Annotated in this window: 23 protein-coding genes; 12 read left to right on the top strand and 11 right to left on the bottom strand. The window is 56.5% G+C overall.

Going from position 1 to position 21901, the window contains the following annotated elements; translation table 11 throughout:
• Positions 1–337 precede the first annotated feature (337 nt).
• The 4 genes from ACLB1Z_RS03370 to ACLB1Z_RS03355 all read left to right on the top strand — a co-directional run bounded on the left by ACLB1Z_RS03370 (position 338) and on the right by ACLB1Z_RS03355 (position 4490).
• Entirely contained in the window at positions 338–1408 is a 1071-nt protein-coding gene (locus tag ACLB1Z_RS03370; protein ID WP_409562040.1) for a putative urea ABC transporter substrate-binding protein, read from the top strand.
• Position 1409: 1 nt separating this feature from the next.
• Positions 1410–2228 (top strand): ABC transporter permease, encoded by an 819-nt coding sequence (locus ACLB1Z_RS03365; protein ID WP_409562039.1) that lies wholly within the window; start codon positions 1410–1412, stop codon positions 2226–2228.
• Positions 2225–3037 (top strand): ABC transporter ATP-binding protein, encoded by an 813-nt coding sequence (locus ACLB1Z_RS03360; RefSeq protein WP_409562038.1) that lies wholly within the window; start codon positions 2225–2227, stop codon positions 3035–3037. Before ACLB1Z_RS03365 ends, ACLB1Z_RS03360 begins: the two co-directional genes overlap by 4 nt.
• Before the next feature lie 136 nt (positions 3038–3173).
• Positions 3174–4490 carry an NtaA/DmoA family FMN-dependent monooxygenase gene (locus tag ACLB1Z_RS03355; RefSeq protein ID WP_409562037.1) on the top strand — a complete coding sequence of 439 codons (1317 nt, stop codon included), beginning with the start codon at positions 3174–3176 and terminating at the stop codon, positions 4488–4490.
• 90 nt (positions 4491–4580) lie between these two features.
• Here ACLB1Z_RS03355 and ssuE read toward each other — a convergent pair whose 3' ends face one another.
• The gene (gene ssuE / locus ACLB1Z_RS03350; protein ID WP_409562036.1) at positions 4581–5126 is read right to left on the bottom strand and encodes an NADPH-dependent FMN reductase; all 546 of its coding nucleotides are present in this window, start codon (positions 5124–5126) and stop codon (positions 4581–4583) included.
• A 218-nt stretch (positions 5127–5344) separates the two neighbouring features.
• Between ssuE and ACLB1Z_RS03345 the strand changes: the two genes are divergently transcribed.
• Positions 5345–6118: a carbon-nitrogen hydrolase family protein gene (locus ACLB1Z_RS03345; RefSeq protein ID WP_409562035.1), complete on the top strand. Its 774-nt coding sequence runs from the start codon at positions 5345–5347 to the stop codon at positions 6116–6118.
• A gap of 52 nt (positions 6119–6170) precedes the next feature.
• Here ACLB1Z_RS03345 and ACLB1Z_RS03340 read toward each other — a convergent pair whose 3' ends face one another.
• Together ACLB1Z_RS03340 and ACLB1Z_RS03335 are read right to left on the bottom strand one after the other, a co-directional pair.
• A complete protein-coding gene (locus ACLB1Z_RS03340; protein ID WP_409562034.1) occupies positions 6171–6752 on the bottom strand; it encodes a nucleoside 2-deoxyribosyltransferase in 582 nt (193 codons plus the stop codon).
• A 49-nt stretch (positions 6753–6801) separates the two neighbouring features.
• Positions 6802–7395, bottom strand: a complete 594-nt coding sequence (locus ACLB1Z_RS03335) for a TetR/AcrR family transcriptional regulator (protein WP_409562033.1) — start codon at positions 7393–7395, stop codon at positions 6802–6804.
• Positions 7396–7531: 136 nt separating this feature from the next.
• Between ACLB1Z_RS03335 and ACLB1Z_RS03330 the strand changes: the two genes are divergently transcribed.
• The gene (locus ACLB1Z_RS03330; RefSeq protein ID WP_409562032.1) at positions 7532–8500 is read left to right on the top strand and encodes an SDR family NAD(P)-dependent oxidoreductase; all 969 of its coding nucleotides are present in this window, start codon (positions 7532–7534) and stop codon (positions 8498–8500) included.
• Positions 8501–8609: 109 nt separating this feature from the next.
• On the opposite strand, the gene ACLB1Z_RS03325 is transcribed toward ACLB1Z_RS03330, so the two are convergent.
• Together ACLB1Z_RS03325 and ACLB1Z_RS03320 are read right to left on the bottom strand one after the other, a co-directional pair.
• Positions 8610–9020: a hypothetical protein gene (locus ACLB1Z_RS03325; RefSeq protein ID WP_409562031.1), complete on the bottom strand. Its 411-nt coding sequence runs from the start codon at positions 9018–9020 to the stop codon at positions 8610–8612.
• A 30-nt stretch (positions 9021–9050) separates the two neighbouring features.
• Entirely contained in the window at positions 9051–9524 is a 474-nt protein-coding gene (locus ACLB1Z_RS03320) for an SRPBCC family protein (protein WP_409562030.1), read from the bottom strand.
• Between the two features lie 230 nt (positions 9525–9754).
• Here ACLB1Z_RS03320 and ACLB1Z_RS03315 point away from each other — a divergent pair, with 230 nt between their 5' ends.
• The 4 genes from ACLB1Z_RS03315 (at position 9755) to ACLB1Z_RS03300 (ending at position 12251) form a co-directional block, all read left to right on the top strand.
• A complete protein-coding gene (locus ACLB1Z_RS03315) occupies positions 9755–10144 on the top strand; it encodes a YciI family protein (RefSeq protein ID WP_409562029.1) in 390 nt (129 codons plus the stop codon).
• 1 nt (position 10145) lies between these two features.
• Positions 10146–11399, top strand: coding sequence for an RNA polymerase sigma factor (locus ACLB1Z_RS03310; RefSeq protein WP_409562028.1), 1254 nt, complete (start codon positions 10146–10148; stop codon positions 11397–11399).
• Positions 11400–11470: 71 nt separating this feature from the next.
• Entirely contained in the window at positions 11471–11878 is a 408-nt protein-coding gene (locus ACLB1Z_RS03305) for a VOC family protein (RefSeq protein WP_409562027.1), read from the top strand.
• Positions 11879–11897: 19 nt separating this feature from the next.
• The gene (locus tag ACLB1Z_RS03300) at positions 11898–12251 is read left to right on the top strand and encodes a hypothetical protein (protein WP_409562026.1); all 354 of its coding nucleotides are present in this window, start codon (positions 11898–11900) and stop codon (positions 12249–12251) included.
• A gap of 82 nt (positions 12252–12333) precedes the next feature.
• On the opposite strand, the gene ACLB1Z_RS03295 is transcribed toward ACLB1Z_RS03300, so the two are convergent.
• Together ACLB1Z_RS03295 and ACLB1Z_RS03290 are read right to left on the bottom strand one after the other, a co-directional pair.
• A complete protein-coding gene (locus tag ACLB1Z_RS03295) occupies positions 12334–13617 on the bottom strand; it encodes a Glu/Leu/Phe/Val family dehydrogenase (protein ID WP_409562025.1) in 1284 nt (427 codons plus the stop codon).
• Positions 13618–13741: 124 nt separating this feature from the next.
• On the bottom strand, positions 13742–14179 hold the full coding sequence (locus ACLB1Z_RS03290; RefSeq protein ID WP_409562024.1) for a CBS domain-containing protein: 438 nt from the start codon (positions 14177–14179) through the stop codon (positions 13742–13744).
• A gap of 114 nt (positions 14180–14293) precedes the next feature.
• On the opposite strand from ACLB1Z_RS03290, the gene ACLB1Z_RS03285 reads away from it, so the two are divergent.
• On the top strand, positions 14294–15955 hold the full coding sequence (locus ACLB1Z_RS03285; RefSeq protein WP_409562023.1) for an alpha-keto acid decarboxylase family protein: 1662 nt from the start codon (positions 14294–14296) through the stop codon (positions 15953–15955).
• A 73-nt stretch (positions 15956–16028) separates the two neighbouring features.
• Here the strand turns inward: ACLB1Z_RS03285 and ACLB1Z_RS03280 are convergent, their stop codons facing one another.
• Both ACLB1Z_RS03280 and ACLB1Z_RS03275 read right to left on the bottom strand, forming a co-directional pair.
• Positions 16029–16733: a sulfite exporter TauE/SafE family protein gene (locus ACLB1Z_RS03280; RefSeq protein ID WP_409562022.1), complete on the bottom strand. Its 705-nt coding sequence runs from the start codon at positions 16731–16733 to the stop codon at positions 16029–16031.
• 44 nt (positions 16734–16777) lie between these two features.
• On the bottom strand, positions 16778–18721 hold the full coding sequence (locus ACLB1Z_RS03275; RefSeq protein WP_409562021.1) for a primary-amine oxidase: 1944 nt from the start codon (positions 18719–18721) through the stop codon (positions 16778–16780).
• 324 nt (positions 18722–19045) lie between these two features.
• Between ACLB1Z_RS03275 and ACLB1Z_RS03270 the strand changes: the two genes are divergently transcribed.
• The gene (locus tag ACLB1Z_RS03270) at positions 19046–20122 is read left to right on the top strand and encodes an AraC family transcriptional regulator ligand-binding domain-containing protein (RefSeq protein ID WP_409562020.1); all 1077 of its coding nucleotides are present in this window, start codon (positions 19046–19048) and stop codon (positions 20120–20122) included.
• A 15-nt stretch (positions 20123–20137) separates the two neighbouring features.
• On the opposite strand, the gene ACLB1Z_RS03265 is transcribed toward ACLB1Z_RS03270, so the two are convergent.
• Positions 20138–20938 (bottom strand): ABC transporter permease, encoded by an 801-nt coding sequence (locus ACLB1Z_RS03265; RefSeq protein ID WP_409562019.1) that lies wholly within the window; start codon positions 20936–20938, stop codon positions 20138–20140.
• Positions 20939–20958: 20 nt separating this feature from the next.
• A complete protein-coding gene (locus ACLB1Z_RS03260; RefSeq protein ID WP_409562018.1) occupies positions 20959–21900 on the bottom strand; it encodes an ABC transporter permease in 942 nt (313 codons plus the stop codon).
• Position 21901: the final 1 nt, after the last annotated feature.

Raw genomic sequence — 21901 nt, 5'->3', positions numbered from 1 at the left:
CGCAAGCTGAAACGATTTTTCGAAAGGTAATGGGGCTACGGGGACCGAGCCTCGCCGCGGCAACCCGTCTGCCTGCATCGTACGCGCGACTTTTTCAAATCGAAAATGACACGTTGCGCGATTGCGCAATCGATTGTGCGCTCACCTGCAAGTGTGGGCCAGATCAGACTGTTATCATGCCAAGCAAATGCACGAAGCCCCCAACTGAATTGGCAAGCTCCGGCAACACACCATCAGAACTTCCACTCTCCGAAGCCAATAAGGCTGCTCGGCATTGCCGGCGGCATCCGCACGAACTTGCGAAGTTCGACCACGGCAAACCCAGGGAATTAATTTGATGCGAAAACGCCTGCTCACGACACTCATCGCACTCGCGACATGCAGTCTGGCCTTCATGACGCCCGCGATGGCGGAAAAGAAAGATCACTTCCGGGTTGCCTGGTCAATCTACGCAGGCTGGATGCCGTGGGGTTACCTCGCCGACCACGGCATTCTCAAGAAGTGGGCCGACAAATATCACATCACCATCGATATCGTTCAGCTCAATGACTACATCGAATCCATCAACCAATATACCGCCGGTAAGTTCGACGGTTGCGGCATGGCTACAATGGATACACTGACAATCCCGGCCGTCGGCGGCGTCGACACGACTGTCCTCATCATGGGCGACTACTCCAACGGCAACGACGGCATCGTCATGAAGAAGGGCAAATCGGTTTCCGACCTCAAAGGCCAGCAGGTCAACCTCGTCGAATTCTCAGTTTCCCACTACTTGCTCGCGCGCGCCTTGAACAGCGTCGGGCTGTCAGAGCGCGATGTGAAGACGGTCAACACGACGGAGAGCGACGGCGTCGCAGCTTTCACCAGCTCTAACGATATTCAGAACATCGTGAGTTGGAACCCGATGCTGAGCGACATCAAAAAGGTTCCAGGCTCAACGCTCGTCTTCGATAGCTCCAAGATCCCCGGCGAGATCATGGACGTCATGGCCGTGAACACCCAAACGCTGAAAGACAATCCCGACTTCGGCAAAGCTCTGACGGGAGCCTGGTATGAAATGCTGGCCCTGATGAACTCAGGAACGCCGGAAGCCGACAAGGCGATCGCGTCGATGGCTGCAGCATCAGGCACCGATGTTCCAGGCTTCAAGGCTCAGCTCGCCACCACGTACCTATTCAATACTCCGGCAGAGACGCTGAAATTCGAAAGCCCTGCCGAGATGAAGAGGATCATGGATCTCGTCCGCACGTTCTCATTCGAGCACGGCCTGCTTGGCCAAAACGCGGCGTCAAAAGATGTCGTCGGCATCGAATTCCCCGACGGGTCCACGATCGGCGACCCAAAGAACATCAAATTCCGCTTCAACACCAAGTTTACGGAGATGGCCGCCGAGGGAAAGCTCTGAGGTGCCGCGCATCATCAATATAAAGCCCAACCCGAGGATTGCACGTTTCCTCGGGTTGGTGCCCTTTATCGCCCTCATCATCCTCTATCTCATCTGCTCCGAGATAAGGTTGCATGCCAATCCCAACGACAAGCTCCTGCCGCCCTTCAGCGCGATGGGATCGGCAATTTCCCATCTTGCCTTTTCCGAGGATGCACGCACCGGTCAGTATCTGTTTTGGGCCGATACGTTTTCGAGCCTCCGACGTCTTGCCATTGGCTTGGGCACGTCCTTCGTGATCGCCATCGTCGTTGGTACTCTTCTCGGACTTATTCCCTACGCTGCCGCGCTCGCCAATCCGTTCGTGGCCGTGCTGGCGTTGGTCCCGCCGCTTGCCCTTCTGCCGATTCTATTTATCGCCTTCGGTCTCGACGAACTTTCTAAGATCGTCCTGATCATTCTAGGCGTAACGCCCTATCTTATTCGCGATCTGGCGCTGCGTATCGAGCAGATGCCATACGAACTCCTCGTGAAAGCGCAAACAATGGGCGCCTCGACTTGGCAGATCATGACGCGGATCGTCCTACCACAAATGCTGCCGCGCGTGCTGGATGGATTGCGCTTCTCAATCGGACCCGCATGGCTGTTTCTCATCGCTGCGGAAGCGATCGCCTCGACCGACGGCCTGGGCTATCGCATCTTCCTCGTCCGCCGCTACCTCGCGATGGATATCATCATACCCTACGTCATCTGGATCACAGCTCTTGCATTTCTAATGGACTACGGTCTGCGCATCCTGAGTGCGAGGCTCTTTCCGTGGGCAAAGGCGGCCGCCCCATGAGTGAAATTACGATCAAGAATGTGTGGAAGGAGTACGGCAGTGCGACCGTACTCGAGCGACTGAATTTCACGGTCCAAAAGGGCGAATTTTGCGCCCTTGTCGGGCCCTCGGGATGCGGAAAGACGACGTTCCTCCGTCTTCTGTTATCGATGGAGCCCGCGACCCGCGGTGAAATTCTGGTCGGTGAGGAACAGATATCAACTGAGCCCGCGCGCGATCGCGGTATCGTCTTTCAGAGGTACTCCGTTTTTCCCCATCTCACCGTTCTTGGCAACGCAATGCTCGGGACAGAACTCGCGCAATCAAAAATGGGCGGACATCTCTTCGGCAATAAACGCACACAAGCGAAAAGTTCCTCAACCGATATGCTTGGGCGTGTTGGCCTCGGTCACGTCCTAAACCACTATCCGGCACAACTCTCGGGCGGCATGCAGCAGCGACTTGCGATCGCCCAAGCGCTTCTCTGTCGACCGAAAGTCTTGCTTCTTGACGAAGCCTTCGGCGCCCTCGATCCGCCGACTAAATCGAACATCCACACGCTGATGCACCAGCTTTGGCAAGATCGCCAGATGACGGTCTTCATGGTCACGCACGATCTGACCGAAGCATTCACGTTGGCAACGCGCGTCCTCGAATTCGGTAAAGTCCGGCGCGATCCCCAAGCTCCTGATGCCTACGGCGCAACTTTGGTTCGCGATGTCGACCTTGCCGGCCAGACGCCGATTGAGCGTGGTGAAACTCTTGCCTCCTGGCAGGCGAATTCCGAAAGCCCGCATGTGATCGACCTCTTTTCCAATTCCCACCGCTAGCAACCATCCCTCCTATCAGGAATGAATTTTTGTCGTTTCGCGCAAAGGCGGCAGAATCTCATTGGGACGCAAAAGGCGTGATCTTATCGTTGGGCAGACGCACCAAATAACGGCAGCGTCGCAATGGAGATAATGAATGACCGCTAAACGCTTCCATCTCGGCTGGTTCACGAACTTCACCGCCGACGAATGGTTAGGCCCCTTCTCGAACGGCGGCGCCCCCTGGGACGGCAAGTTTTACGTTGAAATGGCCCAGTCACTCGAACGTGCCTGCTTCGATTACATCATGCTCGAAGACAAACTCGCCATTTCCGAATCCTACGGCGGCACCGCTGAAATCACCTTGAAGCACGCTCTCGGATTTGCACCGAAGCATGATCCCGTACCGTTGGCGACGATGATCAGCGCTGCAACAAGCAAACTCGGCGTCGTCGCCACCATGTCGACGCTGGCCTATCCGCCGTTTCTGCTCGCACGGCTTGCTTCGACCGTTGACAGCATCGCAGGCGGCCGCTTCGGCTGGAACATCGTGACCTCGGCAGAAAACGCTGCTGCACAAAACTTCGGCCTCGATGCACTACCTCCTCGCGAGCTGCGGTACGAGATGGCCGATGAATACATGGACCTGTGCTACAAACTCTGGAACTCCTGGGAGCCGGATGCCGTCATTCGCGACCGCGCGACATCGACGTATGCCGACTTCAGAAAAGTTCACACGGTCAACTTTGAAGGCAAATTCTTCAAGTGCCGGGGCCCGCTCAATACCGTCCGCTCACCGCAAGGCGTGCCCGCTCTGGTGCAGGCCGGCGGATCCCCCAAAGGCCGCGACTTCGCGGCCAGGCACGCCAACTCGATCGTCGCCGTGGCGCCGGGCATCGAAAAGATGAAAGCATTCCGCGACGACGTACGAGAACGCGCCAAGGCCCACGGCCGCAATCCGAACGACATCAAGATACTCTTCCTCGTCGCGCCCGTTCTCGCGGAAACGGAAGAAGAGGCCAAGGCAAAGAACGCGCGCAAGACGTCCGATCCGATGTTTCTAGAACAATGCCTCGCGCTCATCTCCGCCATCACAGATATCAATTTCAAGAAGTACGACATCAACAAGCCGTTGCCTGAGAAGCTTACCACGAACGGCGAACAGGGCTCGCTCGACATGTTCCAGCAATGGGGTTCGAATAAGACGCTTCGTCAGCTCGTCGTCGAAGCATCCGGCGGCATCGTTGGTTCGGTCGAACTCGTGGGAACGCCAGAACAAGTAGCGGATAAAATGGCTGACACGATGGCCGCCGTTGGCGGTGACGGCTTTCTCATCACGACACCCGTGCAATCGACGAACCGCCGGACGGTCATCGAGGTGTGCGACGGCCTCGTACCTGTTCTTCAAAGAAAAGGTCTGGTTCGCACCGAATACACCGGCAAGACGCTGAAAGAAAATCTTGTCGCGTTCTAATGCGACGAGAGGCGGAAGATGAGTTCTCGTCCTCCGCCTCGTCTCGTGACAAAATACTGACAACAAAAAAAGGAACAGAGCGTACCTTTATTACGCAACGCTGTTCGCAGCAAACTTCACGGCTTCATCGAATTGACCGACCACCTGATCTAGCATCTCGCTATAGCGCACGTCTGTGATCAGTCCATTTGACGTCGGATCGAGAACGCTCTCGATAACGAAATGTCCCTGAACGGAATGACGTGCGCCAAGCGCATGGAGTACTGGCCGCAACGCATAATCAAGCATGAGCGCATGGGCCAACGTTCCGCCAGTCGCCAGAGGAAGGATTGCTTTACCCGCGAGCGCATATTGCGGCAGAAGATCGAGAAAAACCTTGAGCAGCCCGGAATAGGATGCCTTGTAGGTGGGCGTAACCAAGACGACGCCATGGGCGTCCTTAAGAAGAGCTGCCGCCTCTGCGATCTGAGTATTTTTGGTATCCGCGCGCACCAACGCCTCGGGCGGCAAATCCCTCAGCCGCAAGTGCCGGGCTTCCATCTCCATCGAAGTCAGACGATCGGCAACATGCTGCGCCAATGCCGCCGTCTTCGATTTCTCGGAAGGGCTGGCAGAGACGACAAGGATAGACGGCATCGAGGTCACTTAGCTCCTGTGGGCTTCGATATACATAAAGTGCACGATAACTCCTATGCCGCAGAGGTCTTGCACTTTGATGCATAAGCCTTTGCACATCCGCGCATGGGGTCAAACTTCAGACTTGAAAGCCGGCACACTTGCAAAGAGACTTGCGATCACATCCGCCAAAACAGGCGCCACTCAACGAGTAATCCAGGATACGGGGCTGAAATAAAATGCGACTGGCTGTCTGTCAGGTAAGCGCGGCGCTTGGGGACAAAGCGAAGAACATCGCCACGATCGGTAGAGCCGTCCACACTGCGGCATGCTGGGGGACCGACCTTGTCGTTCTGCCCGAACTATTCTTGACGGGATACAACATCGGCTCCAGAGCAGCCGAGTTGGCAGAAGCAGTGGATGGTCCCTCGCTCACCGACGTCGCTAAAATCGCAGCGCGCGAAAGCTGCGCGATATGTGTTGGGTTTGCCGAACGTGACGGAAAAAGCGTTTTCAATAGTTCCGCCCTTTTCGACAGGCAGGGCAATCTCGTTGCGCTTTATCGGAAGATTCACCTGTTCGGCCCGAAAGAACAAGAATTGTTCACCGCCGGTGACGAATTGGTCGTCGCCCGCCTCGGCGACTGCACGATCGGAATGGCAATCTGCTACGATATCGAATTTCCAGAATTCGCCCGCGCATTGAAGCGACGCGGCGCGGATCTTATCGTCGCGCCAACCGCGAATATGCTTCCCTTTGTCGAGGTTCCGACCACATTCGTCCGCGCCCGCGCACTTGAGAATGGACTATTTCTCGCCTACGCAAATCATTGCGGTACCGAAGCGGAACTTGAGTATACGGGCATGAGCGGCATCAGCGGTCCCGACGGCCTGGACCTAGCGAGAGCGGGCAGTCGTGGCGAAGCACTTTTGCTTGCGGAACTCCCGACCACGTATCCTATAGGTTCGCTCTCAACACAGAGCGATGATCTGCGACTATCAGCAGAGAAATAAGAGACATCGTTCGCATACGGCGCGAGGGCCGACGTACCGAAGAGTTCTATTCTTATACTCGCCGATTGCCGCAAAGCGCCGACAAATCAATCAGACAGGTGCGAAATCCTTCCAAGGAAGTCAGTTCGGTGCCCGCCTGAACATCCACTTGATGAACGCGAAATCCGCTCTCATGTACGGCGCTCACCATCATCAGATTGTCCGGCATGTCGAAACGCTCGACCGACGTGCCCGCGCTGTACATCTCAAGCAAATCTGCTCGACCATGCTCGTAATATCCGCTCGATCTCTGATGGAACGGCGACGTCACATGCGTGTAGCCGAGAACCGGCTTGCCCGTGGCAGCCATGAACCCCATTTCGAATGCCGTTCCTGGATCCATACTCACGCCCCGGAAGGGCGTCATATTTGCAATCACGGCATCGCATCTCTTCATGTGATCGAGATTACCGCGATAAATAGCGATGCCCTGGCTGAACGCCGAGAGTCTTCCGAGATCCAGCTCGCCGTCCATCGGTGATACGCCCTCGAAATCAAATTCAGCACAGAGCGCTTTTTTTGCGTCGAAGACTGGCTTTCCAAATTCGGGCAAAAATACTTCAGGCCCTGCCAGATAAATCTTGTAGTTCGACACAATGCCTCCCGCTTTTGCCCCTGCGCCCGACAGGACAAGACGACGCCTATCACCCGGACTGTGGGCGCGTGGAAATTCCCACCAGGAGAATATCGACCAAACGTTTGGCCCCATCAGTTCCCGATGGTCCCGCCGCAATCGTCGCGACGCCGGCTAACGCGCGCAAAAGATCGAGAGGCTCGACCGACAGCCGAATATCGCCACTCGCCGTCGCGTTTTCGACCAACGTCGAGATCGCCTGGGTGACCTTGGCGCCGGATGACGCGTAAAGATCTGACGGTCCGCACACGAGTGAACTCAACGCTTCCGACATCCCGTGCTTGATTGCCATGTAGTCGACAAAAATAAGTAGCCACGCACGCAACGCATCGACTGGCGGCCGCTCTTTCGCGAGCCGTATAGCCGCCGCCATCAATTGCTCGGTCTCGTTGCGATAGACAGCTTCGATGAGTGCATCGCGCGTCGGAAAATGCCGATACAGCGTTCCGATGCCGACGCCGGCATCGCGTGCAATCTCCTCCAGGCTCGCGGCTGATCCTTTGTCCGCAAAGACCACTTTCGCTGTTTCCAGCAGGCGAAGCCGATTGCGCTCCGCATCGACGCGGACCTTCCGGGCCGCAGTAGGCTTACGTTTATCGCTCACACACGAAATGCCTCTTGATAAACGGAGAACGCCTCCGTATATAAATGGAGGCACCCTCCTTTTATGCCAAATCGGGTCGGCAGACAATGCTCCGCCGCCAATGGAGGCGTGCGTCTACTGATAAAAGGAGAGTGTCATGGCCGCGGCTTTCGGAGCAACCTCAACAACGGAAGATGTCCTTCAAGACGTCAACTTGCATGGCAAACGCATACTTGTAACGGGCGTTTCAGCGGGCTTAGGCGTCGAGACCGCGCGTGCGCTAGCAGCCCATGGCGCTGAAGTCGTCGGTGCCGTACGCGACCTTGCGAAGGCAGAGCGTGCGACGGCAGAAGCCCGCGCCGAAGTCCAGAACCGCGGCAGCATCACATTTATAGATCTCGATCTCGCCTCCCTCAAAAGCGTACGCGCGTGCGCCGACGCTCTGCTGGCTGACGGACGTCCTTTCGACGCTGTAATCGCCAATGCCGGCGTCATGCGCACGCCCTTCTGGCACACGGAAGATGGCTTCGAGATGCAGTTCGGAACCAATCACCTCGGACACTTCGTCCTCGTCAACCGCATCGCCTCATTGATCGCACCCGGTGGACGGCTGGTGAACGTCTCCTCGGCAGGCCACCGTTATTCCGACGTCGATCTCGACGATCCGAATTTCGCGAATACGCCTTACGATCCCATGGTCGCATACGGTCGGTCGAAGACAGCGAATATTCTGTTTGCTGTCGAATTCGACCGTCGCCACAAAGAAAAGGGCGTTCGCGCCACCGCGATACATCCGGGTGGCATCGCCACCGAGCTTGCGCGCCATATGCAGCCCGGCGAGATCGATGAACTATTGAAGCAGATCAATGCTCAAGCCGCAGCGGCCGGAAGACCGCCATTCCAGTGGAAGACCGTTCCGCAGGGCGCTGCAACAACCGTGTGGGCGGGTTTCGTAGCGCCAGCCGATGAAATCGGCGCAAAGTACTGCGAAGATTGCCACGTCGCGTCCGTAACCGATGGCAAGATGGACATCGTGAGCGGCGGAGTGCGCGCTTATGCACTGGACCCTGAAAGGGCGAAGGCGCTGTGGGCCAAAAGCGAAGAAATGGTCGGCGAACGCTTCTAATCGCTAAGCGCGAGGAACCGCGGCCCACTGCCAAAGTAGGATGCGGTTCCTCGCGGGCGATGTCTCGTCACTCGCAGAACGACCGTCTACGCCGAGTGCGCAATAGATTCTAAAAAAAAGCATCCAGATACGCCGCAGCTTCATCTGAAATTCCGACGATCTTATTCGTGGCCTGTCGATAGAATTTGAAGTTGAGTTCTGTTTCAGGCCGGCCATCGTCCCAATCCGAAAAAAGTTTAAGGTTGTTGCGACCAAGAGCTTGCTTTGCCACGCCTGTCCGTTTGATGACCACGCTTACGCGAGGTGTCTGCCTCACGACGCCGAGTTTTCTCGCGACCGGTTCGGCAGCGACAATAACACCCCTCGCGATAAGACCAACACCACCCTCATTTTCGCTGGCGAACACAAAGATCGTATCGCCCTTAGCAACTTTTTTGCCGCCATACATGGTCTTCTGCGAGGAGAAGGCAAATGTCTTCGCCTTCACATCCAGCACTTCAACTTTGATGGCGTACTTCATGGCGGCTCGTCGGCAAATGCGCACATAGACTCAATCCGGAATATCCGGTTCGACGAGTTTCGCAAGCTGCTCCAGCGACTGTTGCCACCCGAGATAACAGGCTTCGACCGGAATGACGGCGGGCAAGCCAGATTGCTCAATGCTGACGTCCGTCCCGACTGAAACGGCCTTCAGCACAACGGTGACATGAATGGTGCCGGGAAGATTGGGATCGTCGAATTTATCCGTGTAGCGGATGAGCTCGTTCGGAACGAGTTCCAGATATTCCCCGCCAAACGAATGCACTTTTCCGCTCGTGAAGTTCTTAAATGACATTTTGAACTTGCCGCCCACCTTTGCGTCCATCTGCGCGACGTGACAGATAAAGCCGTAAGGCGGCAGCCAACGCGCCATAGCATCGCCATCCAGAAATGCCCGATAGACCTTCTCTGGCTTGGTGGCAAAGACACGATGCAATCGAACGGTATTTGTGGCTGCTGCAGTCGCTTTCTGCTTGTCCGACACAACGCTTCTCCCTTTTTCGCGGTCGCGGCAAAGCCGTTATCGGCTCCGCTCTGTCTTCAAGACGTTTGCTGCGCCGCCCATCCGACAACAGGAATGGGTGATTTTTTTGGAATGTTCATTCGCAATCCGGAGCGACAGCCCTATACCCGATGCCGTACCGCTTTTTTCTATTGAATATGTCGGACTGATAGGTGTTGAGACGTCCTGGAAGCGAACACAGAGGAGACGCCATGCTCTACACACTGCTTTGCTATAATAAAGAAGACGTCGTCTGGTCCTGGAGCAAGGAGGAAGACGACGCCGTGATGGGGCGGCTGAATGTAGTTCACGAGAAGCTCGTCAAAGAAGGCAAGCTCGGCCCCGCGCTACGACTCTTGCCGACCACCACCGCGACCACACTGCGCGGTCCCGACATGGTTATTGACGGCCCGTTCGCCGAAACCAAAGAGCAGCTCCTAGGCTTCTACGTCATAGACGTTCCCGACCTCGACGCAGCGTTGACGGTTGCGCGTGAACTCTCTGCAGCCAATCCGACGAGCGTCTATGAAATCCGTCCTGTAGCCCTCTACGTGCCTGAAGCGCGAGAGAACGCACCCAAGGATCGCATCAAAGCCTATTGATATGAGCCAGGTCATTCAAGATCCGACATGGATAGACAGCACACTGACCGCTTGTCGCCCGCAGGCGATCAGTGCACTTCTTCGTTACTTTCGCGATATGGACACGGCCGAAGAAGCCTATCAGGAAGCCTGCCTTCGCGCGCTCCGCAATTGGCCTCGAAACGGCCAGCCACGCGATCCGGTCGCTTGGCTGATCTTGGTTGGCCGCAATGCGGCTCTCGACGGCACCCGTCGCAAAAGCCGTGACATAGCGTTACCGCCTGATGAGATGATCTCCGATCTTGGCGATGCGGAAGCTCCGCTGATTGAACGGCTGGATGACTCGCATTACCGAGACGATGTCTTACGCCTTCTCTTTATCTGCTGCCATCCGGATCTTCCCGCGACACAACAAGTTGCGCTGGCGCTTCGTATCGTTTCGGGCCTCTCCGTCGCACAGATCGCACGCGCATTCCTTGTCAGCGATGCTGCAATGGAGCAACGCATCACGCGCGCCAAGGCTCGAATAGCGAAAGCCGACGTACCGTTCGAAACGCCAGGGCCGGTTGAACGATCCGAACGTCTCGCGACCGTCGCAACGATGATCTATCTGCTCTTCAACGAAGGCTATACGGCGGGCAACGACCCTGCCCGCGCGTCTCTATGCGATGAAGCCATTCGCCTGGCACGATTAATTTTGCGACTCTATCCGACAGAACCGGAAATCATGGGGCTGACGGCGTTGATGATGCTGCAGCAATCACGTTTGCGCGCCCGGTTCGATGACAAGGGCGAAGCAGTCCTGCTGGAAGATCAGGATCGAAATCTCTGGAACACAAAATTGATCAACGAAGGCGTGGCTCTCTTGGACAAAGCCATGCGCCATGACCGTCCAGGCCCCTACCAGGTCCAAGCTGCCATCGCAGCAACACACGCCCGCGCCGGCAGCTTCCAGGAAACCGACTGGCTGGCGATCGACGGTCTTTACGCCGCCCTCGAACGCATGCAGCCTTCGCCCGTCGTCACGTTGAACCGCTCCGTGGTAGCCGCAAAACTTCGCGGACCCGAAGCAGCTCTTGCCATGATCGAGCCGCTCGAGAAACCGTTGTCCGGGTATTTTCATTACTTCGGCGCCCGCGCCGCTTTTTTATTGCAACTCGGTCGAACGGCGGAAGCACGCGCTGATTTCGATCGCGCTATATCTCTGGCCACGACGCCAGCTCAGGCGGCTCATATTCGCCAGCACCTGGACCGGATCATCCGTGACGTCGAATGATTTTTTTATCCACCCTGTCGGATGACGACCGGAAGCACCGTCCTTGAGGTGCGATCAAGACGGAGGAAATCATGACCGAAAGTGTCAAGGCGCCGGTAAAAGGCGGCGCCATCGTCTATTTATCCATAGATGGCGCAGTGAAAGCAGCGGAATTCTATCAACGCGCGTTTGCAGGCACCCTGGCCGCGCTCGTCCCGCCCGACGAGCAGGGAAGGACAATGCATGCCCATCTCTACATCAACGGTTCGTCCGTGATGCTCAGCGATTTTTTCCCCGAGCACGGCTATGCGCCGGTCCCGCCCGCAGCCTTCAACATTACGCTCGCCGTCGATAACACTGACACATGGTACGAGCGGGCAATCGCGGCGGGCTGCACTTCGAAAGTTCCCATCTCGGACATGTTTTGGGGCGACCGGTATGGCCAAGTCCAAGACCCATTCGGCATCGTGTGGGCCATCAACGGACCCGTAAAAAAGTAATGTCATCAGGAGAGCTGCAATGAAAAACTACCTTGCCGTCTTCTTCGGAAAATCGGACGCGATGGAAGCCTGGAAGGCGCTGCCGGAATCGGAGCGCAAAGACCGCGAGCAAGCCGGCATGGCGGCGTGGCACAAATGGGTGGCCGATCATAACGGCGTCATATCCGAAATGGGCTCGCCACTAGGAAAAACGAAGCGTACGGACAAGAACGGCATGTCGGACACACGTAACGAACTATGTGCCTGGACGGTGGTTAAAGCCAATTCACAGGAAGAAGCAACGCGCCTGTTCCTCAACCACCCTCACTTTACGATTTTCCCCGGCGACCACATCGAGGTGATGGAGTGCCTGCCGGTTCCGGGGATGGCGTAATAGCTCCGCTTCGGCCTATCCATCGAAAAATCTTCGAGGGCGCGAGATATTTCGCGCCCCCGTCAATCTCCTACCACCGCTATTATGGATATAACCCCCGCGCCTCTCGAGCAGCCAGGATTCGCTCACAAGCCACGATATAAGCGGCCGTTCGTAGCGAAACCTTATTGAAATCCGCGCATGCCCATATCTTGCGGAAAGCTTCAACCATAAGCGTATCGAGTCGCGAATTGATTTCGTTCTCGCTCCAGAAAAAGCTCGAAAAATCCTGCACCCATTCAAAGTAGCTCACCGTCACGCCGCCGGCGTTACAGATGACATCCGGCACCACAAGAATATTGCGGTCGGCAAGAACATCGTCGGCATCAGGCAGGGTCGGTCCGTTGGCGCCCTCAAGCACAAGCTTTGCCGTCGTCCGGCGCGCGCGCTCGGCCGTCAATTGCGATTCCAGGGCCGCTAAAATCAGAATATCGCAAGGCGTGTTCCAGAATGCATCGTTAAGGTCCGGCGATCCGCCAATCCCTTTTCTCGACGGCGCGCTCATCATCAGCGCGGGAACGTCGATCCCCGCTTCATCGATAACGGTGCCCCACTGATCCTGTAGCGCGACCACCTTTGCACCATTGAGAACGAAAAGCTCCGCCGCGGACGAACCGACGTTGCCGAAACCCTGCACGCAGACCCGCGCACCTTCGAGGCTCAAGCCCATACGCGATGCCGCTTCGCGTCCAGTAACGAAGACACCGCGTCCCGTTGCCTTGACGCGCCCCAGCGAACCGCCAAGATGCAATGGCTTTCCTGTTACGACACCTGACGCTGTAAACCCGACCTGCATCGAGTAGGTGTCCATGATCCATGCCATAACCTGGGCATTGGTATTGACATCTGGCGCCGGAATATCTTTTTGCGGGCCGATAATGATGCTGATTTCGCTGGTATAGCGCCGCGTAATCTTTTCCAGCTCGTTGTCCGACAGCGCAAACGGATCGACGCGAATACCGCCCTTTGCCCCTCCAAATGGCAGATCCATCGCGGCCGTCTTGATCGTCATCCAGGCAGCGAGTGCCATTGTCTCTTCCAGCGTAACCTGAGGATGAAACCGAAGGCCGCCTTTGCCAGGTCCGCGCGAAAGATTGTGCTGCACGCGAAAACCTTCGAAATGACGGACGATGCCATCGTCCATTTCGATAGGCACGTCGACAATCATCGTCCGCTTGGGATGTTTGAGCGTTTCCACCCAACGAGCCAAACTCTTGAGATAGGGCGTTACGCGATCGACCTGGGCAAGATACGTTGCCCAGGGGTTTGGAAATGAAGACTTTGCATATGACAACGGCGGCGACGTCTTTTCTGTGATGTTGGTCATGCGCTTCTTATCGCTGTTATTTGAAAGATGAATGTCCCTTATTCGATGGGCGCAAAACATGACGTGGCTGCGCCGGAAATGCGCCGCGGCCACTCACCGCAAAAACGCGCGATAGCTGTCCGAGCTAGCGGCCCGCAAGCGCGATATCGCGAAGAACCGCTGCCTCGAACTGCACTTCGTCAACGCGGTGTTTCAGAACGTCGCCGATACTGATGATGCCGACGAGATGATTATTCTCGACCACTGGAAGATGTCGGACACGCCGTTCCGTCATCAGATGCGTCACGTGCGCGATCGTATCGCCGGGAGAACACGTAACGATTTCGTGCGTCATGAGAGCTGATATAGGTAAAGCCAGAAGCCTGTTTTCGTTGGTCGCCAAGGCGCGCACCACATCGCGCTCAGAAATGATCCCGTCCAACGCTTGGCCATCTCTGCTGACGACCATTGCGCCAACCCCCTCGGCCCGCAGCATCTGTACGAGCTTAAGGATCGTGTCGTCCGGCCGAACGGTCAGAACATGCGCATTCTTTTTTGCTTTGAGGATACTTTGAACAATCATAGCCATAATCCTAAAAATTGCGGTTTGGCCACTCACACCCCCGAATCTATCACTGACGACGTGCCTGTGCAGGGCTAATTTAGTTGGATGCCATGTCTTAAAGGCGGGGAAGGAATGCCGGAAAAATCGACAACGGTCGCCGACTACCTGATCGAGCGACTCAAACAGGCTGGCCTTGAGCATGCCTTTGGCGTTCCCGGCGATTATGTCTTGACGTTCATGGATCGCTTGATCGCATCTGGCGTCGACCTGATCGGAACCTGTAATGAACTTAATGCGGGCTATGCCGCCGATGCTTATGCTCGCATCCGCGGCATCGGTTGTATCGTCGTGACATGGGGCGTCGGCGGCTTCAGCGCCATGAATGCCGTCGCGGGCGCTTATGCGGAACAGGTTCCGCTCGTGGTCTTGGTCGGCGGACCGCGCACAAATCAGCGCCGCTCCTCAATGCTGCTTCATCACGGCGTGGGCGAATTTTCGACAATGCAGCATGCCTATGCACACATCACAGTTGCGTCCGTTCTGCTCGACGATGCTGGAGACGCGCCCCAACTCATCGACCGTGCGCTTGCCCGCTGTCTCTCTGAGAAGCGCCCGATCATGATCGAAATTCCCGTCGATATCGTTGATCAGCCCTGCGAGCCCTCGAAACGGCAGACGCCGTCCGGACCACCCGTGTCAGATCCAGACTCATTGAACGAAGCCCTGGACGAGGTCATGGCCCTGCTCGCGTCGGCGAAGCGGCCGGTCATTCTCGGTGGCGTTGAGCTGCATCGCTACGGTCTGATGCAACAATTCATGCGTCTCGTCGAAAGGAGCAAGCTGCCGGTTGCAACGACCCTCCTCGGCAAGACCGTCATCTCGGAACTTCACCCGCAGGCAATTGGAGTTTACGAAGGCGCCATGTCGCGAAAGGGTGTTCGGGCAATCGTCGAAGCCAGTGACGTCCTGCTCTGCATCGGCGCGTGGATCAGCGACATCAATTTCGGCGTGTTTACCGGCAAGCTCGAAGGCCGCCAATTGATCCTCGCAAATTCCGGTCGCCTGAAGATCAGCCAACACGTCTACGAGCAAGTATGGATCGGCGACGTGGTGACCGGCCTCGCGGATCGCATGCCGGCCCAGGGGTTGCCCCATCCCCCATTCGAAAGCGTAGCCAAACGTGAGGCCAAGCCATCGATTGCGCGCCGCGGAGCCAAACTCACGGTCGACAAGGTCATGAGCCGCGTCAACGATTATATCTGCGACGACACCATCGTCGTTGCCGAGACCGGGGACAGCCTATTCGCCGCTGCCGACCTCGTCATGCATCATGATGTTGGCTTTATAGGGCAGGCGTTCTACCTGTCGATCGGCTACGCCCTTCCTGCCGTCCTCGGTGCATCGATCGCTGCCCCGAACCGCCGCGTTCTCGCTCTCATCGGCGACGGCGCGCTGCAAATGACGGTGCAGGAATTATCGTCGCTCTGCCGACGCAACATTCCAGCCGTGCTGCTGATCATGAACAATGACGGCTACACCACCGAGCGCGTCATTCACGAAGGCCCATATAACGATATTCAGCAGTGGGACTATCACAAGCTGCCGGATGTCTTCGGTGGCGGCTGGGGGCGTCGCGTCGAAACCGAGGAAGAACTTGAGGCGGCATTGAGCCAGGCGAGAAGCAGCAACGATGGCCCCGCCGTCATCGAAATCATGCTCGACAAACTGGATATGTCGGACGCCCTGAAACGCCTCGGCGCTGAACTTTCACCTGATAAAAAGCACAGCCGATAATAGGCGTCTCGCCTCGAAACCTTGCCTTTGGCCCGAGCGCAGAGCCTGAAGAGACACGAAGCGTTCCGACTGCCTAACCCGGCAAGCAAAGACTTGTCAGAGCTTCTGACGGAATGACGGCGCTCGCCAAGCCGAGTATCGCAACAATCGTCCCCGCTGCCGTTCTGAGACGCGGCCAAGAGAGCATAGTCGCACCACCTACGGCCCGCGCCGATCCATACGCAGCGAGGCTGACCGCCGGCATCGTCGCAATTGCGAAACCGCCCATGAACAACGCGCCATCGGTCCCTGATCCACTGACCATTGCCATCATCAAAGCCTTGTAGACCATGCCGCACGGTGCAAATCCCCAGACCATGCCGGACACCACCGGCAAACCTTTCGTCATCCGTGCAGGTAGCCGCCGACGAATGCGCTCATGGACAGCGGAGACCGCCTTAAAAAGACCGTATCGCGGCAGAATGCCGGCAATCGACAGCCCTACTGCAACGAGGAGCGCGGCGGACATGATACGCGCAGCTGCCTGTAATCCGGCAAGATGCATCAAACTCGCAAATGATGAACCGACCGAGGCGACCACCGCTCCGCCGAGCACATACGTCAGCGCGCGCCCGGCTTGAATGCTGGCAAGTGCGCGCAACTGCAATCTCTGCGCGGAAGAGCTGGGCGCCGTCGCCAACAGCAGTGACGACGCAATGCCACCGCAAACGCACGAGCAGTGAAGACTTCCCGCGAGCCCCACGACGAACCCGCCGGCCAACAAAGCTGTGCCTTCCATCTGTCAACCTCCTCGTCCCAAAACGGACTGGACCTCCAACGCAGCTATTTTCCGGTGTCGGCGTAGCAACTCGCAGCGTTAACGACGGGTGGCAAATTGATCGCCGGATTTCCGTCAAAGAATCCTGACGGCATCAATTTGAATCCAGCCGAAATGCACGGCTGTACGGGAAAGTCTTCTGGCCGAACCGAATGGTGCAACCCGAACGTGTGCCAGAGCACGATATCCGTGTTCTCGATCGGGCGGTTCTTCGCAACGAAAGACTTGATATCTCCTGATCCGTCCGAATGATTCATGAATTCGCCAGCAGGGAAACGCTCGGTCGGATCGTATGCCGAAACCCAGACGTGGTTTTGCGTGAAGGACGCGCGCTTGCCCGAAAACGAATTCGGCGCAACGAACGACGTCAGGCAATCCGGGGCATCGAGCTTGTATCCGACCGGCGTTCCAGCACGATTGAATTTGTTTGGATTGATAACCTTCCAATAGCGCTGCGTACCGAGATTTGCGGTCCGTGCGGCCTCGCCCTCCGTCTTGATGAGGGTCTCCTCTTCGTAGAAGGCGTTGCCGTAGGGGTTCTCTCCGTCTTCCTGCTCGGCATAGGTATTGCACTCGACAAAGCTGTTCTTGTCGCCATCGACGCACATCTCAAGCCGCGCGCAGAGGATGTGCTGATGGATCTGCCCGACGACGCCAGGCGCAACTTCGCGCCCGTATTTTCCCGGCTGGCCGGGAATGCAGGCCGTCGTGTTGATAATGCCGGTCGCCTTGAGTTCGAATTCGATCTTGCCGTCGAGGAAGAAATACCAGTACAGCGCATACTCATAGTTGCCGACCGTGCAGATCGACGAAATGACGAGCTTAGCGCCGCGGCGAATTTCAAACCGTTCCGTGCGGAAATCGGTATGCTTCCAGAGCAAGCCTGAATCTTCTTCGTGAATGCAGATCGCCTTTTTAATCGTCCACGGCTCGCCATCGCGCGTATTGAGATGCGCGTCGAGATACTTGATGACGCCCAGGCAATCGCAACCGAGTTCCAGAGAGTTCGCAAGCTTACCAATTCCGTATTCACCGATATCGAATACGTGCTTACGGAAGTGCCCGGCGTCCGGCGAACCATAGGGCACAGTCATCTCGACGATAGATGCGCGCCGAAGGATAGGTCGCCCGTTGAAGCTGATATCGTGCAGCGTCAGCGACTCGCGCGTATTGAACCCGATATTGAGCGCCCAATTACGCCACGTCAGACGACTTCCCTCGATTTTGAAATTCACGCCTTCCGGCTGGACGACATTGATCGGCTTTGCAGGCGGCTGGAACTCGTCGAAGAACTGGTGCTCATAGTTGTATTCTGCCATCGGGATCGGCGTAACGCCGTAATCGTCGATCCGAATGACCTCACCGCTGTTGATGTCCACCACAGCGTTGAGGCCTTCTATAGGATGCGCGTAGAAGTTCTCGAACTCCCGGAGCCGAAGCCAGCAAAAAACATGGCAGAGATGGCGCCCTTCTTCCCCCGGAATATCGAAGCTCCCCGCCGACCACGGATCAACACACACTTTGCTCATGTCGGTGATGCCGCGCCTGGCACACGCAGCAATGAATTCCGCATTGCCGCGAACAATGTCCTCGATAGCCAAGAACTGTTCGAGTTGTATCATTGGCCGTTTGTCGGCGCAGTCTTCGCGGAACAACACCTTTCCTGTATCGAGAGAAACGACAAACTTTGTAACGCCGATCGTCTCGGAGCTCGAGGCGTTGACTGCCGCACGCCGCTCGACTGGCTTACCTTCGGCATAAGCCTTGAGTTCATCCTTTGTCGGCTCGTCCAATCCGATCGACTCGAAGCACGTCTTCGATCCGTATGGTGCCACGGCCTTGACGATCCCACCGGCATTCCGGATCTCATCGGGCGACAACGGATCCAGTGGATGCCGAACCAAAGATGACTTTTCCAGCACGGCCGTCGAGCAACAGCTTTCTGACATGATTAGGCTCCCGAGTGTTGCAATGCGCTCTGGTTGGTCACGCACTTTGGCCGAACGACGCTGCTTCAACAGCAGCCGAGGCGACGCCCTATCAGGGCAATCGTCCTTTCTCGAAAGACCCTAGCCAGCGCCATACGGACTGTAATTGATAGTTGGCGCCAAAAAGCGAATCTGTCCGCTCAGAAACCGTTTGCTGCGCTCATCTGGAAACCACCTCCGCACAGAGATTTCACGTTCAAAGGTGATCTGACGTCGCCGCAAACGAAGTGGTACGCTTCTTGCGATGCTGTCCCACTCAACGGCGACACTATGGGATAGAGTTGCATGCCTTCATCGGGCGTCATCGCGGCATCGATCATCAACGGAGTTCTCTCTACGATCGATCGCCGGAGAATGGACCCGGAGACGATTTCCGCGCGCGTTGGCATAGCAAACGATGGGTTGTTTGGACGCTCGCCTTTTCTTCCGCTCTCAGCCTTCACAACAATGCTGGAGATGGCGGCAACTCAAACGAACGATCACGCACTTGGCATGAAGTGGGGAAAACTCTTCAATATTCACGACTTAGGAGCAGCCGCCCAGTTATATCTCACCGCCCGCACCGTCGGCGAAGGGCTCACCAAGCTTTGTGAGTATTTTCCCACCTTCCAGGGCGGAACGCACTGCGCGCTGAACGTCAGCGGCGACACTGCACGCCTGACCTATTCTATTTTCGACAGAACCGTCTCGCATCGCGTCCAGGATGCGAATTTCTCAGAGGCTGTCTTGTGCTCGGTATTGCGCGCGACTTTGGGCAAGGACTGGGAGCCGCTATGCCTAGAGTTCGAGCATTCTCCTGGTGCAAATCTCGCCAGTTATCAGGCGCATTTTCATTGCCCACTACGTTTTGGCGCTCGTTATAACGCTATATTGTTTCCCCTCTCGGAGCTGAGCCACCCAATACACTCATATGATCGCATGCTGCACCACCGCTTGGAGAGTGAGCTGTCCGACTGCCTAAGATCGCAAGAACTTGAACTCGATCTCAGCAACAGCGTCAAGGCATGGATCAACGCCAGACTATGCTGCGTTAAGAGCATCGACATCCAGGACGCGGCCAGCGACTTCGGCATGAGCGTCAGAAGCTTTCAACGAAAGCTCGCCGATGCTGGCCTGAATTATGCAGATCTTCGCAACGCCGTGCGAACGGAAATCGCGAAGGCGATGCTGGCGTTCACCGATCGCACCATTCCGGAGATCGCGTTCGATCTTGGCTATAGTGAAACGAGCGCATTCTCACGAAGCTTCAAAAGCTTCACCGGCTCGACACCAGCCAAATACCGGGACGGCGCCGTTCGCGCGCGAACGTCCTCGGGAGAAAGAGCTTCTTTCATGGCGCCGACGAGCGCCACAAGTCACTGATTGGATGAGACAGCGCTAAGCCTTAGACGCTGACGCAAGTCCTTTGCCGCGCGAAGCCACGACACCGATCACGATGAGAACAATTGAAAATGCAATCACTAATGTCGCGACGGCGTTGATCTCGGGCGTTGCCTCGCGGCGCAGGATAGACCAAAGCGCCATCGGCAAAGTATTTTCGCGGCCGGTCAGTAGGTATGTAACCGCAATCTCGTCGAACGAGATCGAAAATACGATCAGCATCGTACCGAAGATGGCGGACTTCAGGTTCGGCAACGTCACTTTAAAGAACGTCTCGATCTGCGAAGCGCCAAGATTGAAGGCAGCCTCCTCCTGGCTCCGACCGAGCTGCTGCAGACGCGCAAAAACTTCCGTGACATAGATGCAAGTCAGAGCCGTACCTTGGCCGAGCATGATCGTATTGAGTGATAGCCGAAACCCGATCGTGATGTAGAAACTCAAAAGCGCAACACCGGTAATGACACCGGGAAGCACAATCGGCAGCATCACGATCCGCCGGAAAGCGGCTTTCCCCGGAAACTCGTAGCGGTCCAGCGCAATCGCCGCTGGCAGGCCGATGAGCATACTCAGAATGACCGTTCCGATGCCGACATAAACGGACGCGCCGATCGACCGCATCAGCGTTTCGTTCTCGAGAACCTTCTCATACCAGGAGAGCGTGAAGCCTTTGAACGGAAGCCCGGTAAACTGGCTAGCATTGAATGAAAAGAATGCCATTACGAGCAGCGGCGCATAGAGAAACAGCAGCACTGCTCCGGCCAGACCTGCGACAAGGGGTTTGTTTCCAAATGCGCGCATTCAATTTGCTCTCGTCCGTTCTAGAAGCGCACCTGAAATTGGTGCTCAAGGCGATGAGCTAAGGCAATCAGCCCAAGCCCCAGGGCGATAATGACCAGACCGATCGCCGCCGCCATCGGCCAGTCGTAGGCCGCACCCAGCAGATTGATAACGATATTGGATATCATGATGGAATCCGCGCCGCCGACGAGCGCGGGCGCCACGAAATCTCCAAACCCCAACGAGAACGTGATGACGCCGCCTGCGATGATGCCCGGAATGCTGATCGGCAGAACGATCTTGCGGAAGATCTCCATACGCGTCGCACCCTGGTCGAGCGCTACTTCGATAAGGGACGTCGGGATGCGTTCGAGTTGAGCGTAAATCGAAAGCACTGCAAATGGCGTGAAGATATAGGCGAGCGTCAACGTCACGCTGAACTCGTTATAGAGAAACAACGTCAGCGGATGATCGATTATACCGAGCCCGAGCAGTGAGGCGTTGATGAGACCGCCTGTTCCGAGAATGGTTTTCCAGGCGTAGGCCTTGACGAGATAAGACGCCCACCACGGCACGATTACCAGAAGATAGACGTAGCGTTTGGTCGCTTCCGAAGCATGAAACGCCAAATAGAACGCCAACGGATACGCAACAATCGACGACAACACCGCTGTATAGATGCCGATCTTCGCTGATTTGAGCATCACGCTGAGATATGGCTCGGTTGTAAAAACCCTGACGAAATTCGCCAGTGAAAAGCCCGGCTTGAAGACGACGTAATCGACCGATCCCAGACTGTAATAGAACAGCATGCAGTAGGGCAGGATCATAAAGACGAAGAACCAAGCCGCCGGAGGCAAAAGCCAGAACAGCATGCGCGCGCGTTCGATCTTTTTCGCCTTCAGCGCGCCTGGGCTGATCTCGGCGGCCGTCTCCAAGATGGCGCTTGAAGTCGTCATGACGGAAGCTGCAGTGTCATTCATG

Origin of the sequence: Hyphomicrobium sp. MC8b (genome assembly GCF_905067615.1) — a bacterium.
Lineage (GTDB): Bacteria > Pseudomonadota > Alphaproteobacteria > Rhizobiales > Hyphomicrobiaceae > Hyphomicrobium_B.
The sequence above is the reverse complement of the archived record's forward strand: the minus strand, read 5'-3'. Positions and strand labels throughout refer to the sequence as shown.